Genomic DNA, 15,354 nt, shown 5'->3' with positions numbered 1-15,354 from the left:
GCCTGCGGATGAAACGCATCTACCTCTCGCCCCCGCACGTGGGAGAGGACGAGCGACGGCTCCTCCTCGAAGCATTTGATTCCAATTGGGTCGCCCCTCTCGGGCCGCATGTGGACGCCTTCGAGGCGGAAATGGCGGCCTTCGTCGGCGCGAAACATGCAGTAGCGCTCTCGACCGGCACGGCGGGTCTGCACCTGTCGCTCGTGATGCTCGGCGTGCAGCCCGGCGACGAGGTCATCACCTCGACGCTCACCTTCGCCGCCACGGCCAACGCCATCGTGTACTGCGGGGCTCACCCGGTCTTCATCGACAGCTCGCCGGAAACCTGGACCATGGATCCGGCCCTTCTGGCGACCGAGCTCGAGGCCTGCCGCCGCCGCGGGCGTCTCCCCAAGGCCGTCATCCCCGTGGACCTCTACGGCCAGTGTGCGGACTATGACGCCATCGCCAGAGTCTGCGCCGACGCGGGTGTCCCGATCGTCGAAGACGCCGCTGAGGCGCTCGGGGCGACCTACCGGGGGCGCAACGCCGGCACCTTCGGCGAGCTCGGGATCCTCTCGTTCAACGGCAACAAGATCATCACCACCAGCGGCGGGGGGATGCTCCTCACGGACAATCCGAGGTGGGCCGAGCGCGCCCGCTTCCTCGCCACGCAGGCCCGAGACCCCGCGCCGCACTACCAGCACTCCGCGATCGGCTACAACTACCGGCTGAGCAACCTCCTCGCGGCCGTCGGGCGGGGCCAGCTTCGCGGCCTCCCTGCGCGCGTTGCCGCGCGGCGCGAGATCAACGCCTTCTACCGGCGCGAGCTCGCCGGCCTGGAGGGGATCACGTTCATGCCCGTAGCGCCGTACGGCGAGTGGAACGGCTGGCTCACCTGCATCCTCGTCGAGCCCGCCGCCTTCGGCGCGACCCGCGAAGACCTCCGCCTGCATCTGGAAGCGCACGACATCGAGGCGCGGCCGGTCTGGAAGCCGATGCACCTTCAGCCGGTCTTCTCGGGGTGCCGAGCGATCGAGGGCGACGTGGCCGCCCGTCTCTTCGAGCACGGACTCTGTCTGCCGAGCGGCTCGAGCCTCACCGCCGACGACCGGCGCCGGGTGGTGGACACCTTCCGGGCTGTGCGACGTCGAACGTAGACTGCCCTTCTCGGGAAGCGATTAGGCGCTGCCGGACCTCACTGGCGTGCGGCGCGCTCCCGGGACCTCAGAAGATCCGCTCGGGCACGAAGATGACGTCGCCAGGCTGAAGCCGGTAGCTGGCCGAGGCCGAGTCTCCCACGGGCACGTTCACCGTGTTGCTCTTGCCATTGTCTACCCGAGTCACCGTGACGCCGTCCTTGTTGGCCAGCGGCGTGAGGCCGCCCGCGAGCGTGATGGCTTCGATGAGCGACATGGCGTTGACGTAGTTGAAGGTGCCGGCCTTCTGCACCTGGCCCCAGACGAACACGCGCTTCTTCTTGTTGAAGTTCCTGGGGAAGACGTTGACGCTCGGGTTGCGGAGGTACCCGTTCGCCAGCCGCCGCTTGAGCAGGTCGGCCAGCTCCGGAGGCGTCATCCCCTTCGCATCCACGCGCCCGACCAGGGGGTAGTCGATCGTCCCGGCGTCGGAGACCTGGAAGTTGCCGGTCAGCTCCTTCTCGCCGAAAACCTCGATGCGAACGACATCCCCCACGTCGAGGATGTCCTTCATGGCCGCCGCTGCCGCCGCGAGCGTCTTCGGATCCGTCGGCGGCGCGGTGGTCCCGGCGCCCCGCGTACAGCCCGGTGCACAGATCCCAACCAGCCACCCAATGACTGCGGTGCCAAGCCACTGCTTCATACGACACATGTTCGTGAGCTTTCGTGCGTGAGCCGCCGACGTAGTCGGCCGAGCCTCCCCAACGACCTAGTAGGAGAACCCGACCTTTCCGTAGACTTGATGCTTCTGGAAGTTATTCGATCCGATGAAGCCCGTCATGCCGGCCGCCCCACCCGACGCCCCCGCACGCACCTGCATGTCGTAGCCGATCCCGATGTACACCCATTCCTGAATCTGCCAGTCGAAGCTGGCCCCGACGATGACGAGGTGCTGCTGCAGGTCGGGGGTCGTCGCTGCGCCCGTCGCTGGCAGCCCCTTGTACTGGCGGTAGCGATACTCGGCGCCCAGGTTCAGGATGAAGCGTTGCATGATGGCGTGGTTGTAGCGGAGGTACGCTAGCTCGTCGGTGTAGTAGTTGCCGTACATGGAATCTTCGAACAGGTGCTCGAAGCCCCCCCGCAGCGTGGCCGTCGGCGCGAACTGGTAGCCGAGCTCGGCCTTCCCGATGAACATGTTGTACGACGGCGCCGTCTTGTGGATGCTGTTTCCGTAGCCGGCCTTCAAGATGATCGACAGCCGCGTCGTGATCAAGCCCAGCAGACCGAGGGAGGCCCGGAAGGGCATGGAGTTGACCTTCGCCACGGGAGCGCTCGACGCGTTGTAGTAGTTCGTGAAGCGCTGGAGGACGTCGAGAGCCAGGGCCGTCTTCGGCAGGAGCCGCCACTTGGCGTTGAAGAGAATCTCGTGGGTCATGTGGTTGGCCCAGTTGAAGGAGCTCTCCTCGAACACGTCGATCAGGTTGGCGTATCCGACGTCGAAGCTGAGGCGCCCGCCGCCCGGCGTGATCGTGAACTTGACGCTCCCGCGGTTCATATCGCGCGCGAGCGTGTCCGGACCTTCGTAGTTGCGGGCGCTGACCGTGCGACTGAACTCATCGACGATGTCAAACGAGAAGGGACGTCCCTGCAGCACGCCGAGCCCGATTCCCGCGTTCAGCTCAACCGCGCGCTGGCCCTTCACCGACGCGTCGCCGCTCAGGTACTCGCGATAGCCGACGGCGGTCTTGAAGCGGAAGTTGACCTTCGGCCGATGCACGATGCCCGAGCCGTCCGTCAGCCGCTGCGGCGACAGCGTGGAGATGTCCAGGTGTCCGATGAGGCGCAGATACGGCGCGCCCTTCGCCCCATCCGTGTAGAAGACGTTCGAGTCGTACCGGCCTTCGACCGCGATGCCCGGGTGGAAGACGAGCGCGTCGCCCAGCTTGATGCCCGGGCCCTCGTTGTACCGAATCGGCGTCGGCGACTGCGCGTCTGCGGCCCCGCCATGCAATACAACAGCGACCAGACTGCAAGCTAGTCCAAGTCTCGTCCACATGAGCCGCTGCCTCGTAGTCGTACGCTCGCGCTACAACTCGCGAGAGAAAAGTTTCATCGGTAAGTGAGAGTGAAGCTCGCCCCGAACTAGTGCGGAGACGCGAGTGGCGGCCGCTCCATCGGAATCAGGGACGGCGCGTCCGTCGTGGGATCAGTCTGCGTGATGTCCGGGTCGACCTGAATGGTGACCTGGGTGGCGCCCACGTAGGCGATCTCTTCCCCGATGCAGGTTTCCGCTTCCTGCCCGAGCACGGTGACCTTCTGGTACATGATGGTCAGCTTGGAGAATTCGTGGCTACGTGCCCCTTCGTCTCCCCGGGCCGCGGCCATCTTCAGATTGTCGAGCGTCAACTCGCCCACCCGCAGGTTGCCCTTAATCTGGATCAGCTTGTCGTTGACGCAGTTCAGCTTGATGATGTCTTTCTCGGCGCGCGCCCGATCCCCGAGCCGCGAGGTTTGGTCCTGCACGTAGCGCATGCGAGAGATGTAGGCGTCGGATTGGCGGAGCTGCTCCTCGGCGCTCAGCCGACTCTCGCGCCGAAACCCGAGCTCGCCCTCGGGGGCGCCTTGTGCGAACACCGTCGTACCGGCCAGCAACAACCCCAAAGCGGATCTGGAAATCCACTTGTAGCGCTTCGACATGATGTCCCTGCCTCCCTCAAACCGGCTTCTGCTGGGTGGAACTTGAGCTCCACCAGTATATGGGTCTCGGTCCGACTGTCAACTCCCCATTGAGACGAAAATTTCCTTTTCATTCATCGTCTTACGACTGCAAAGGGCTCCTTGGGGGTCCGGCGCGCCCTCGTCTCGGCCCCCCGCCCGGTCGTGGCTGACGCCTGACAGACCCACCTCTCGGTACCCATCGTCCGGGCCGTACACAGGTGTAGCGGGACTGGGGCAGGCCGCTAGGTCGAGGATGAGTCGGACGCTCATGGAACTGCCTCGTTGGTTGCAGCACCTCGCGCGAGCGTTCGAACGAAGGCGAGGAATGCAGGCAGCGGGTCTTAGGCGGGAGGGTCGAAGCGCGCGGGCGCTCGCGTCGGCAGCTGCTAGTTCGAGGCCTGGAAGACGAACGGAACGGCGATCTCGGCCGGGCCGCCCTCGGGGGGCGGAAAGCGCCAGCGCGAGGCGAAGCTCTTGATGCAGGTCGCCACCGTGGGGTCGCCCACGCTGTCCCCCTCGACGTCCACCCCGGTCGTCCGGCCCATGGCGTTGACCTTGATCCGCACGTCCACCTTGCCCGTGAGCTTCGGGTTCCGCTTCAGGGCCCGCTGGTAGCATGCGCGGATGGCCGCCATCCCCTGCCGGATGATACGCCCCACGGCGTCCTCGTTCATCGTACCCGTGTCCACCTTGTGCGCGGCCTTCACGACGGCCTTGGGCACCTTCTCGGAGACCATCCCGCCCGTGCCCACCTCGCCCGGACCACCCACGCGGCCACCCAGGTCCCCGATCCCCACGCTCTTGCCGGTCCCGCTCCCTCCGCGCGGCCGCAGCCCCTGCGTTCCCTTGCCACCCACGCGAAGACCGCCCACCCCTTTGAGCGCGTTGTCGAGCTTCGTCCCGGGGTCGCCGCCCTTGATCAGGTCTTCGGCCGCGCCTCCCCGGCCCTTGACGCCGAGCAGCCGCAGCGCTCCGAGCCGCGCCACCTGCTCGGCAAGACGCGCTCGACGCGCCTCGGCCTTGGCCTGCTGGCAGGCGTCGTCGCACGGCGGTGCCTTGGCAGCCTTCTTCTTCTGCCCGCCACCGCCTTCCTTCTTGGCCGGCACCTTCTCGGCCTTCTCCGCCTGCTTCTCGCCTTCCTTGGAGATCTTGCTCAGGTCGAGCGCCTTCTTCGGCTCCTGGACCGTCGGCACGTACTCAGCGAAGTCATCGGGGATGGCCTCGAGATCCGGCTTGCGCGGGAAGTCGACCGTCTTCAGGTAGATGATGAACGCGAAGTTGAGCACCCCGACCGTGACGAAGCTCGTGGCCAGCGTCCAGTCCATGTTCGTGAAGAAGCTCCCCCGCACCGACGGTGGGAGCTGCGGCCGCGGCTGTACCGGCGGCGGCGCGACGAACTGGAAGAGCAGCGTGACCTCGCCCAGGAGCACCTTGCCGCGCGAGCCCTCGTTGAGCGCGACGCTCAGCAGGCCCTTGCCGCCGGCCTGCTGCGCCAGCCCACCCTGCCGGATCTGCTCGAGCGACAGCACCTGGTTGTTCACCGACACGCGTCCGTCCATCGCGTCGCTGAAGACCATGTGGTACTGATTGCCGCGCAGCTCGAAGAGGGTGAACTTCTTCGGCAGCGACGACGCCGGCACCACGATGCTGTTGCTCGGAGAGGCGCCGATCGTCACGCTCTCTCGCCGGCGAATCAGCCGCTCCTCGACGATCTTCCCCGCCTGAATCACACCGATGCGGAGGATCTTGGGCAGGCCTGCGGCCGCACCTTTCGGCGCGGTCGAACTGGCCATCTGCGGCACGGATTGTTTGGCCATCGCGGTAGTCCTTCTCGGGCGAGAGCGATCAGGTTAGTCGCTCGAGGCCCAGCGAGCCATTTCTTCTCATCGCACGCCCGACGGCTCGGGCCCCTACTCTAGCATCCCTGCCCGCGGCGGTGGCGGCCATCCCGAGCCCTGCCCACGCGCCGCGACACCCAACCTACGGCGTCCTGTCTCTCTCATCAGAGGCCGGGCTTCGCGGTTTGTTCCCGGAAGAGTGCGCTGGGCGCCCTGGCCGCGAGCCGGCCCGTCGCAGCCGGGAAGGGCTAGAATGGGCTGCCGCGAACGGCATCCACGATCCGAGGCACGAAGTCCTGCTTGAGCTGCGCCCAGTCGTAGTTGATCTGCGAGCGCTCGAGCACGTAGAAGGCGTTCGGCTTCTGGATGCGCCCCTCGATCACGAAGCCCGTCGTGATGCGGTAGACCTTCTTGCCACCCGCGCCACGCTCGACTTTCACCCCCGGCGCCTCTTCATTCCCGGTGGTCTTGGCCGCCTTGGCCGCGTCCTTGGCTTTCTCGCGGTCCGCGGCCGCCTTCTTCGCCGCGGCAGCCCGGTCCTCCGCGCGCCCCTGGGCTGACGCCGCGCCGCCGAGTCCGAGCAACGTTCCGAGCGCGATGATCAATGGCCCCTTGCGCATACCCTATGCCTCCTCACCGCGGGTGCTACTTCCCCGCGGGCTTCTTTCCCGTATCGGTGCTCGGCTTCTTCGTCGCGGGTGCCGGCTTCGGCGCCCCCGCCGCAGGCTTCTTCTCTTCCTTGGCGGCCTTCTTGTCTTCCTTCGCCGGCTTCTTCGCCGCGTCGCGCGCCTTCTGCTGCGCCTCGCGCTCGAGCCGCTTCTTCTCGCGCTCCGCCGCCTTCTGCGCCTCCGTCACGTAGTCGTCCACCGGGTCGTCCTTGGCCCGGAAGGCCGCCACGCTCTTGTAGCGCGTGAAGTGCTGCACCGCCGCGTCCAGCGCCTGCATGCGCGTCATCCCGGGGAACTCCTTCGCATCGAGAAAGAGGATCCCCAGGTTGAAGTAGACGTCCGGATAGCCGGGCTTCAGTCGCAGCGCCTGCTGATACGACTGCTGGGCCTTGACCAGCTTGTTGTCTCCGCGATACGCGCTGCCGAGGTTCAAGTGGGCCTCGGCGCGACTCGGCATCAGCTCGACCGCCTTCTCGAGCGCGGTGACCGCCGAGGTGTAGTTCTTCACGCGGACGTACTGCGCCCCCAAGTTCAGCCACGCCGGACCGTAGCCCGGCTTGACTTGCGTGGCCTTCTCGAAGTGCTTGAGCGCCTCGGTCTCGCTGTTCTGCTTGAGCGCGATGAAGCCCTTCAGGTTGTGACACTCGCCGGTCGTTCCGTCGATGTTGAGGGCGATGTCGCACACCGACTCGGCGAACTCGTACTTGCCGAGCTGGTAGTACGCGCGCGCCATCACCACCATCGCCGGCACGTACTTCTCCTTCCGGCGCAGCGCCGCGCGGCACTGGGTGACGGCCTGCTCGTACTGTCCCCGGCGAACCATGTCGGAGGCCGTGCTCACCATCCCCGTCGGAGGGGGCTCGTTGTCCTGCTCCTGCACCGGCTCCGTCGATTCCTCCGTCGGAGGAGCGGCGGGAGCCTCTTCCTTTCTGGGCGCTTCGCCCACCTTCGCGGGCTCGCCCTTGGGCTTGCTCGCCTTCGCCTCGTTCACGGCCTTCTTCGGGGTCGTCTCTTGCTCCGGCGTGCCGCAGCTCGCGAGACCGAGCATGCAAGCTACACCGAGGAGCCCGCCGATCGTCTTTCTGGACATGCCGTTCTCCTTGGGCCCCTTCCCTACTCGATCACCACTTCGATCCTCGGCTTCTTCAAGAGCGGGAAGCCCGTCGGGTCGAAGGCATTGAGACGCTTGAGCGCTTCTTCGGTGTACTCGTTCGAGACGCCGAACTCTCTCGACTTGGTGACGCACACCTCGTAGTTCTTCTTGGCCGTCTCCTCGTAGGGGCGCACGGCCTCGTCCAGTTTCTGGTCCAGCTGCGACTGGTACAGATCGAGAGCCTCCTGACCCAGTCGCTTCACCTGCGGCGGGATCGGCGCCGAACGGTACCCCTCGGCCAGAGTACGCGCGAAGTGCTCGTAAATCCCCCCCGCCCGGTACATGGCGGCGAGCGTCCAGCGCGCGAACTTGTAGGTCCAGATGCGCTCGTACTCGTTCTTGAGCCCGACGGCCTGCTTGGCCATCTTGTTCTCCTGCGCCTTCAACGTGTTCAAGGCGCCCTTGATCTTCGTTCCCAGGAATCCGCGGAGGCGTTCCTCGGCCAGCTCGAACGCAGCCTGCGCCGCGAAGCCCGCCGCGTCGGAGCCCGGCGCTTGACCACGCGCGCTGAACTCCGAGAGCGTCTGCCGGTAGAATTTCCGCGCCGTGTTCAGATCGCGCCGCTTCTGCGCCGACGCGGCGATGCGGAAGGTAGCCTCCACGGCGTGCGCTCCCTGCCCGGGCGCCGTACCGTGCGTGCGCGGGAAGTCGCGGTAGATCTTCAGCATGGAGTTGAAGTCGTTCATCTTCTCGTAGATCTTGCCCGCCCGGAAGGTGGCCTCCGCCGCCTCCTTGGGCTTGCCGATCACGCTCGCGTAGCGCAAGAAGAGCTGCGCCGAGCGCGCGTAGTCCTGGTCGTTCTCGAGGATGGTGGCAGCGTTGTAGATCGCGTCCGTCCGGTGGCTCGAGCTCGAGAAGCGCGGGCTGTCCGACAGGATCAGGTAGTTGGTCACCGCCTGCTTGAAGTTGAAGAAGCGCTGGTAATTGAGCGCGGAGCGCCAGAGCGCCTCGTGAGCCTGGGGGCTATTCGGGTAGTCGCGCCAGATACGCTCGTAGATCTTCGTCGCCGACTCGAACCGCTTCGAGTTCTCGAAGCACACCGCCGCGTTGTTGAGCGCCTTGTCGGCGTCTTCGCTCTTCGGATTGGCGTTGACGAGGTCGAGGTAGGCCTTGGCCGCCTTGTCCCACTGCTTGGCCTTCATCAGATCCTCGGCGCGCCTGAACTTGATGCCCTCGAGGAGCTGGGCGGCACCCGCCGCGACGCTCGAGCCCTTCTCGCCGCCGCACTTGGCGGCCTTGAGCTTGGTGGCCCACTCCTCCATCTTGTTCAGGTTCTTCTCGAGCTGGTACATCACGAGCACCGCCTGCCCCGCCGTGATGGCCATCGGGTCCTTGCAGTACTTCTGGTAGATGTCGCCGAAGCGCCGGCGCGCGTCGTCGAAGTGCATGAAGCGGTACGCCACCTCGGCCGCCTTGTAGACCAGCCGCGGGGTGCGGGCCGAGGCAGGAAGCACGCGGGCGTAGGCGTCGAGCGACTCCTGCCACTTCTTGTAGGGCTCGGGAAGCTCGATCTTGGCGAGGGACGCCGGGGGCGGATCCGTCTTCGGCAGCGGCGGGTCCGGCAGCTTCTTCTCGCGCACCTGCTGGTTGATGAACTCCTCGTAGGCCTTCGTGGCCGAGAACGCCGCCTCTTCCTGGTAGCGGTTGTCGAGGTTCGAGTCCCGCACCGCCGCAAAGGCCGCACCCGCCTCGAGGAACTTCTGCGAGTAGTAGAGACAGCTCGCGTACGAGTAGCGGATCTCGTAGCTGTTCTTCGTGTCGGGGAAGCGCTCCAGGTAGCGCTGGTAGGCGCGCGCCGCGAGCTCGTACTCGGTCGCGGCCTGCTGCAGGAGCTTGCCGTCCGACATGGCGAGGCCGCGCTTCTTCAACTCCTGACCCGCCTTGTGGTGAAAGACGGCCGCCTGGATCAGCGCCTGCTCGTCGTACTCGCGGGCCTTGCGCAACGCCTTCGGGTTGTTCCGGTTGCGACGCTCCCATTCGGTCCCCTTGCCGAAGAGGCGCGTGAACTCCTCGCGCTCCTTGATCGCCTCGTCGAACCGCCGGAGCCGTTCCATCGCCAGGATCACCTTGTCCTGGATGTCCGGGTTGTCGCCGTGATAGGGCCAGCGCTTCAGCGTGACCTTGTAAACCTTGATCGCATCGTCGTAGCGCGTGGTGTCGAAGTAGATGTCCGCCAGCCGGCGATACACCTCGAATACGTGCTTCTCCGCGTCGCGACCGGCGTAGAACTTGTCGATGCGCGACAGCCCCGTCTCCGCGTCGGGGGCCGTGTCGCCGTCCCAGTCCTCTTCCGCGAAGCTCACGCCGAGGTACTGGAGCGACTCCGGCCGCATGTCCGAGCCCAGCTTGCCCGTACGCTCCTGCTCCTTGTCGGCGTAGGCCATCAGCATGTCGAAGTGTTTGATCGCCTCGGGGAAGCGGTCGGCCCGGTAATAGGTCCAGGCCAGCTTGTAGAGCGCCTCGTCGTAGTAGGCGTTGTCCTTCGGACCGAGGTCGAGCACCCGCCGGTAGGCCGCGATCGCCGAGCCGAGTTGATTCTCGTCGAAGTGGTACTCGCCGATGCGAATCCACGACTCCGGCGTGAACTTGCTCTGCCCACGGAGCGGCGTGCAGTCGTTGTAGGCCGTGGTGAGGAACGCCGGCTTCGTCGAGATCGTCGCCGTCACGAGCGGCTTCTTCTTCCCCTTCCCCTTGCCCTTGGTCTCCACCGGCTCGGGCTCCGGCGGCGCCGGCTTCTCGTCGCTCAGCGGGGGCTTGTGGCGGTTCGAGCAGACGAGCGAGAGAAAGGCCTGGTTCCCCGGCTGCGTCTCCCCCATCTCGGACAAGCAGAAGCCGAGCAGGTAGTACGCGCCGTCCACGAGCCGGTACGACGGGAACTCGCGAATCAGGCGGCGATAGAGGTCGATGGTCTGCTGGTAGCTTTGCTTGGGCGGCGTGGGCGCCACGGCCCGCTGCCCCTTCTCGAAGGCGCGGAGGTCCTTTTCGTGCTGCTCCGTCGCCATGAGGTATTCGTCGCTCGACTTCTCGAAGTAGAGCTCCGCGAGCCGGAAGAGCACGTCCGGCGTCCAGCGCCGGTCGTGCGGGTAGCGGCGTAGGAAGTCCTCGAAGAGCGTGATCGCCGCGACGCGACGGGTCCTCTCCTCCGACTCCTCGCGCCGGATCTTGACGTCGAAGGAGCCGAGGAGGGTCTTGCGCCGCAGGTCGTAGGCCCGCCGGACCATGTTGTTGACGGTCGCACGGTAGCTGTCTGCCGCCTTCTTGAAGCGATCCGTGTCCTGGATCGCCTCCTGGAGCGCCTTCAGCTCCTCCGGCGAGTAGGGACGGGCCGGAGCCGGCTCTGCCACCGCCCGAGCGGACGGCGCCGCGGGCGCTGGCTTCGACGGCGCGGGAGCCGCTTGCGCGACCGTTCCCACGAGAAGCAACGTCGTCGGCACGACGAACCTTGGGAGTCTAGACATCATGCCTTCCTCGCGCAGGCCTCACCACCACTGAGCCCTAGTCTGCAGCCAAGCGACCGTGTTCGAGCCGCGTCCAACGTCATTCGGTGCTCGGTCAGTCCTCTTTGAGGACTTCCCGGAACTCGTCGTCCAGAACCTTGAGGTCCATCTTCTGCTGCCGGGCCAGCCGCGAGAGCTCTTTGCTCTTGGCGTCCTTGAGCGCCCAGGCCACATCGATGATACCCACGTCGGCCCTCACGACGATCTCGTAGAACCGCTTTGCGATGTCGCGAAAGCCGTCGTAGGCCACTGCCCCCGCGACCTGGTCGCTCTGCGACTTGTACTCGGCGACCTCCACGTTGTACTTCTCGAGGAGGTCCCGCTCCTCCTTGATCACCGCGCGGACGTGCGTGAGCTTCTGCTCGACGCCCTGATCCAGTCGCTGGTTGAAACTATCGACGGTGACCTCGACGCTCGCGCAGCGCTGCAGCAGCCCCGCGAGGCCGTCGAACTCGCCCCCCTGCGCCCCGCCGAGCCGCGGCCGCAGCGCCGCGTAGAACTGGTGCTCCGCCGCCACCACTTCCTTGTACTTCGCCCGGAGCTGCCGCTCGGCGACCTCCTCGGGGCCGCCGACCCCCGAGGCGTCCTTGGCGTCGGAGACCGCCTTGCGAAGCTCCTCGACCTCGGCCTGCAGTCCGGCGATGATCGACCGAACCTCGTCCGTCTCCTTGCGGAAACTCTCGCGCGCGTCGGCCTTCGCCGACTTCGCGGTGTCGCGCACGTACTTCTCCGACGCGACGAGCTGTGCGCGGAGACTCTGCACCATCACCTGGAGCTCGGAGATCTGCCGGTCGAGCAGCACGAGCTGGCCGATCTTGGTCTGCTCGCGCGAGGAGATGCCGGCCGCGTCCACGGGCAGCTTCTCGATCAGCCGCTCGAGCGTGGCCCGCTTGCCGTAGAGCGACGCGAGCTGATCCCGCTCCGTCCCCGTCGCCACGGGCTCGATGAGGCGCCGCTCCTCGGCCAGAATGCGCCGACGGGCGTGCGCAACGCGGTTCTCGAGCTCGAGAGAGCTCGTGCGCGCCGACGCGAACTCGGGAAAGATCTTGATCCGCGCCGGAGAATTGATCGCGCGCTCCAGCCGCTCGATCAGCTCCTTCGACTCGCTGACGCTCCCCTGCATCTCGCGCACGTCGGTGACCACGCCCAGGGCGCGACCGACGTTCGGAAGCTCCTTGACCCAGTTGAGCGCGAGCTCGGGCACCTGGATCGTGATCGACATCTCACCCGTGTTGCGCGCGAGCAGGGCGTCGAAGAAGACGTTCGGATCCTTGTGCGTCGCGAGGAGGCCGGCCATGCGCGCCTGCGCGGGGTGGAATTGCTCCCGGGTCTTGGAGAAGAGATCGGTCGCCTTCCCCCACTCTTTGAGGCGGATGAGCAGGTTCCCCTGGAGCACCCGCACCTCAGGGATGAACGGGCTGTCCGGGTGCGCGAGCATGAGGAGATCGAGCGCGCGACTGGCCTTCTGAAACTCGCCGGCCTTCACGAACGCCCAGCAGATCTCGTAGAGGGCCGTGTCGAACTCCTTCGACCGTCGATCGACGCGCTGGTACTGGTCGATGGCCTCGGCGATCTTGCCCTTCTCGTAGAGGAGGCGTCCGAGCGCCAGGTAGGTGAGTTGCCGGACCTGCTGGTCGCCGCCGCTCTTCGTCGGAACGCGCAGGAGGTCCTGGTAGACCCGCATCGCCCCGGCGTGGTCCTTGCGCCGCACGTAGATGGCTCCGAGAAAGTACTGGGCGTGGTGATAGTACGTGTGCCCCTGCGAGATGGCGCGGAAAGCGCTGGCCGCCGTGTCCAGATCACCCTTGAAGTAGTAGAACTTGCCCTTGACGTAGGGAACGGACGGCTTGAGCTGGTCCGCCGGGATGTTGCCGAGGAGCGAGAGGTAGGTGTTCACCTCCGCGGTGTCGCCCGTGCGCAGCGAGAGCTCGATGAGCCGCTGGAGCGCCTCCTGGTAGTACTTGCCGCGCACCTCGCTCACGATGAGCTGGAAGTAGCGCCGCGCGCTCAAGAAGTCCCGCTTGTTGTAGAGCGAATCCGCGAGGAAGAACACCGCCTCCGGATAGCCGCGCGTGTTCTTGAATCGGTTCACGTAGTCGAGCAGGATGATCGCGGCGCGCGTGTAGTCGCGCAGGTTGTAGAGCACCTGCGCGTCGACGAGCCGGTGCTCGGCGAGCTGCTCGCTCGAGGCCGCCTGCGTCCGGTGCCGAACGCTGAGCGTGCGGGTCTGCTGCTCGATCTCCGAGACCTCGGTTCGCACGTCGCTTCCCGGCCCGGCGAGGGCGGGAAACGCGACGCACACCACCGCCAGCGCCACGGCCCCAAGGCCCAGGCGCTGGCCCCAGCCTTGCCGCCTGCTCATTGGCCCTGTCCTTTGCCCACCGAGTAGAGGTTGGTGTCGAACTTGACGGCCGGGCGGTCCTTCAGCTCGGTCGTCATGTTGCCCTTCTCATAGGCCCTGACAGTGAGGACGGGCTGACGCCCCTCGGCGGCCGTGAAGGTGTGGCTCGCCTTCGCCGTGAAGACGTAGCCCTTGAGGTAGGAAAAGATCCCGTAGCCGTGGCCACGGAAGACCATGTGCACCGAGATGGTGTGGTTGCCGGGCACGATGCTCCCGTTGAAGACCTCGAACTCGCGCTGGCCGTCGAGCCCGCCGCTGTCGTCGGCCTTGGAGAAGATCTGCGCTCCGTCCACGGCGTAGACCAGGCGCACGAGCCGGAAGGAACTCCCCATCTCGTTCTTGTGCTTGATCACCGCGCGGGAGCCGGCGATGACGCCGTGGAGCACGGTCTCCTTGAGCAGGTTCAGCCGGGCCTTGGAGCGGAAGATGCGCTCCTTGAGCTCGTTCACCTTCTGCTCGAGGGCTTTGAGCTGCACCGCGTGCGTTCCGCTCGTCGGCGACGGCTGCGGGACGGGCGCCGCCTCGGCGGATCCGCCGCCACTGGCCGCGGGCGCGGCAGCAGCACCACCTTGCCCCGAAGCAGCCGGAGAGTCCTTACTCTTGTCGCCCCCCTTCGCGGGCTGCGCGGAGCCAGGACCAGCGCAAATCAGACTGCCGAGGATTACTGCTGCAACGGGAAGAGATCGTCTGAACATACTGCACCCTCCGGCCTACGTGCGTTGCACTGAGACGACAACCCGACGCCCACCAGGCTGACGAGGAACGGCTCGCGCTCTCCAACGACAACCTGTCCAAGGCGGAACTAGTCGCACCCCGCGGGACGCGATACTGCGGTGCTGTGAACGCGGCAGGTATACCAGAACGCCCCCCGGGTGTCAACGAAGGGGCTCGCCAATTTCACGCGTCAGTTGTGGAGGTTAGGACGCGGGAGGCTCCTCCGAGCGCACCTTTACGAGCAGCGCCCAGATGGCCTCCAAGAGCGCTGGAAGACCCTCTCCGGTGACCCCGGAAAGCGTGTGGACCCGCTCGCCGGCGGCGGAGAAGTCACGCGCCAGCTCCTCCCGGCGCTCGGGCGCGAGCAGATCGACCTTGTTCAGCACCACGAGCGCGGGACGGGCGGCGAGCTCCTCGGCGTGCGCCGAGAGTTCCCCGCGCAAGACGGCCAGATCATCGAGCGGCGTGCCCGGCTCACCGTAAAGCGCGCGCCGGTCGTCGAGCAGAAAGACCACGACGCGGGTGCGGTGGATGTGCTTGAGGAAGCGATGGCCCAGGCCGGCCCCCTGGCTGGCGCCTTCGATGAGCCCGGGGATGTCGGCCATCACGAACGAGCGCTCGTCGGAGAGCCCCACCACCCCGAGGTTCGGCACGAGGGTGGTGAAGGGGTAGTCGGCGACCTTCGGTCGCGCCGCCGACACGCGCGAGATGAGCGTCGACTTGCCCGCGTTCGGCAGACCCACGAGACCCACCTCGGCCAGCAGCTTGAGCTCAAGGCGCAGCTCGCGGCACTCCCCCGGCTCGCCCGGGTCCGCGCGCCTCGGGGCCTGGTTGGTGGAGGTGGCGTAGTGCATGTTGCCGTGGCCACCGCGCCCCCCACGCGCCGCCACGAAGGTCTGCCCGGCGGTCACGAGGTCGGCGAGCAGTTCGCCCCCCGCGAGGTCGTAGACCAGCGTCCCGCACGGCACGCGCACCACGAGGTCGTCCCCGGCGTGTCCGAAACGATCCCTCCCCTGGCCGTGCTCGCCGGAGGCGGCGCGATAGCTTCTCTGGTACTTGAGATCCAGGAGGGTGCTCATGCCTGGATCCGCGACGAACACCACCGCCCCGCCGCGCCCCCCGTCGCCGCCCGAAGGCCCCCCCTTGGGCACGTGCGATTCCCGGCGGAAGGCCACACAACCCTTGCCGCCGTCGCCGGCCTGGACCTGAATCGTAACTTCGTCGATGAAGCGCATGGTCCTCTGCGG

General features: G+C 66.6%; 11 protein-coding genes. 1 reads left to right on the top strand and 10 read right to left on the bottom strand.

The window, feature by feature from the left end; genetic code table 11:
- The first annotated feature begins 8 nt into the window (after nt 1–8).
- Nucleotides 9–1,139 (top strand): aminotransferase class I/II-fold pyridoxal phosphate-dependent enzyme, encoded by a 1,131-nt coding sequence (locus IT371_29045; protein ID MCC6751734.1) that lies wholly within the window; start codon nt 9–11, stop codon nt 1,137–1,139.
- A gap of 67 nt (nt 1,140–1,206) precedes the next feature.
- Here the strand turns inward: IT371_29045 and IT371_29040 are convergent, their stop codons facing one another.
- The 10 genes from IT371_29040 to obgE form a co-directional block, all read right to left on the bottom strand.
- The gene (locus IT371_29040; GenBank protein ID MCC6751733.1) at nt 1,207–1,821 is read right to left on the bottom strand and encodes a polysaccharide export protein; all 615 of its coding nucleotides are present in this window, start codon (nt 1,819–1,821) and stop codon (nt 1,207–1,209) included.
- Between the two features lie 66 nt (nt 1,822–1,887).
- On the bottom strand, nt 1,888–3,174 hold the full coding sequence (locus tag IT371_29035) for a hypothetical protein (protein ID MCC6751732.1): 1,287 nt from the start codon (nt 3,172–3,174) through the stop codon (nt 1,888–1,890).
- 86 nt (nt 3,175–3,260) lie between these two features.
- Nucleotides 3,261–3,815 carry a hypothetical protein gene (locus IT371_29030; protein ID MCC6751731.1) on the bottom strand — a complete coding sequence of 185 codons (555 nt, stop codon included), beginning with the start codon at nt 3,813–3,815 and terminating at the stop codon, nt 3,261–3,263.
- A gap of 407 nt (nt 3,816–4,222) precedes the next feature.
- The gene (locus IT371_29025) at nt 4,223–5,653 is read right to left on the bottom strand and encodes an energy transducer TonB (protein ID MCC6751730.1); all 1,431 of its coding nucleotides are present in this window, start codon (nt 5,651–5,653) and stop codon (nt 4,223–4,225) included.
- Between the two features lie 269 nt (nt 5,654–5,922).
- Nucleotides 5,923–6,294 carry a hypothetical protein gene (locus tag IT371_29020; protein MCC6751729.1) on the bottom strand — a complete coding sequence of 124 codons (372 nt, stop codon included), beginning with the start codon at nt 6,292–6,294 and terminating at the stop codon, nt 5,923–5,925.
- A 25-nt stretch (nt 6,295–6,319) separates the two neighbouring features.
- Entirely contained in the window at nt 6,320–7,432 is a 1,113-nt protein-coding gene (locus IT371_29015; protein ID MCC6751728.1) for a tetratricopeptide repeat protein, read from the bottom strand.
- Nucleotides 7,433–7,455: 23 nt separating this feature from the next.
- Entirely contained in the window at nt 7,456–10,956 is a 3,501-nt protein-coding gene (locus IT371_29010; protein MCC6751727.1) for a tetratricopeptide repeat protein, read from the bottom strand.
- Nucleotides 10,957–11,047: 91 nt separating this feature from the next.
- A complete protein-coding gene (locus tag IT371_29005; protein MCC6751726.1) occupies nt 11,048–13,354 on the bottom strand; it encodes a tetratricopeptide repeat protein in 2,307 nt (768 codons plus the stop codon).
- Nucleotides 13,351–13,869 (bottom strand): hypothetical protein, encoded by a 519-nt coding sequence (locus IT371_29000; GenBank protein MCC6751725.1) that lies wholly within the window; start codon nt 13,867–13,869, stop codon nt 13,351–13,353. The genes IT371_29005 and IT371_29000 overlap by 4 nt, the downstream gene beginning before the upstream one ends.
- Before the next feature lie 441 nt (nt 13,870–14,310).
- Nucleotides 14,311–15,342, bottom strand: coding sequence for a GTPase ObgE (gene obgE / locus IT371_28995; GenBank protein ID MCC6751724.1), 1,032 nt, complete (start codon nt 15,340–15,342; stop codon nt 14,311–14,313).
- Nucleotides 15,343–15,354 lie beyond the last annotated feature (12 nt).

It is taken from the genome of Deltaproteobacteria bacterium (assembly GCA_020848905.1).
Taxonomy (GTDB): Bacteria; Myxococcota_A; Polyangia.
The sequence above is the reverse complement of the archived record's forward strand: the minus strand, read 5'-3'. Positions and strand labels throughout refer to the sequence as shown.

What these genes read in the sequence shown, in the direction of transcription:
- IT371_29045 (MCC6751734.1), top strand. Translation starts at nt 9, where the DNA reads ATGAAACGCATCTACCTCTCGCCCCCGCACGTGGGAGAGGACGAGCGA.
- IT371_29040 (MCC6751733.1), bottom strand. Translation starts at nt 1,821, where the DNA reads ATGAAGCAGTGGCTTGGCACCGCAGTCATTGGGTGGCTGGTTGGGATC.
- IT371_29035 (MCC6751732.1), bottom strand. Translation starts at nt 3,174, where the DNA reads ATGTGGACGAGACTTGGACTAGCTTGCAGTCTGGTCGCTGTTGTATTG.
- IT371_29030 (MCC6751731.1), bottom strand. Translation starts at nt 3,815, where the DNA reads ATGTCGAAGCGCTACAAGTGGATTTCCAGATCCGCTTTGGGGTTGTTG.
- IT371_29025 (MCC6751730.1), bottom strand. Translation starts at nt 5,653, where the DNA reads ATGGCCAAACAATCCGTGCCGCAGATGGCCAGTTCGACCGCGCCGAAA.
- IT371_29020 (MCC6751729.1), bottom strand. Translation starts at nt 6,294, where the DNA reads ATGCGCAAGGGGCCATTGATCATCGCGCTCGGAACGTTGCTCGGACTC.
- IT371_29015 (MCC6751728.1), bottom strand. Translation starts at nt 7,432, where the DNA reads ATGTCCAGAAAGACGATCGGCGGGCTCCTCGGTGTAGCTTGCATGCTC.
- IT371_29010 (MCC6751727.1), bottom strand. Translation starts at nt 10,956, where the DNA reads ATGATGTCTAGACTCCCAAGGTTCGTCGTGCCGACGACGTTGCTTCTC.
- IT371_29005 (MCC6751726.1), bottom strand. Translation starts at nt 13,354, where the DNA reads ATGAGCAGGCGGCAAGGCTGGGGCCAGCGCCTGGGCCTTGGGGCCGTG.
- obgE (MCC6751724.1), bottom strand. Translation starts at nt 15,342, where the DNA reads ATGCGCTTCATCGACGAAGTTACGATTCAGGTCCAGGCCGGCGACGGC.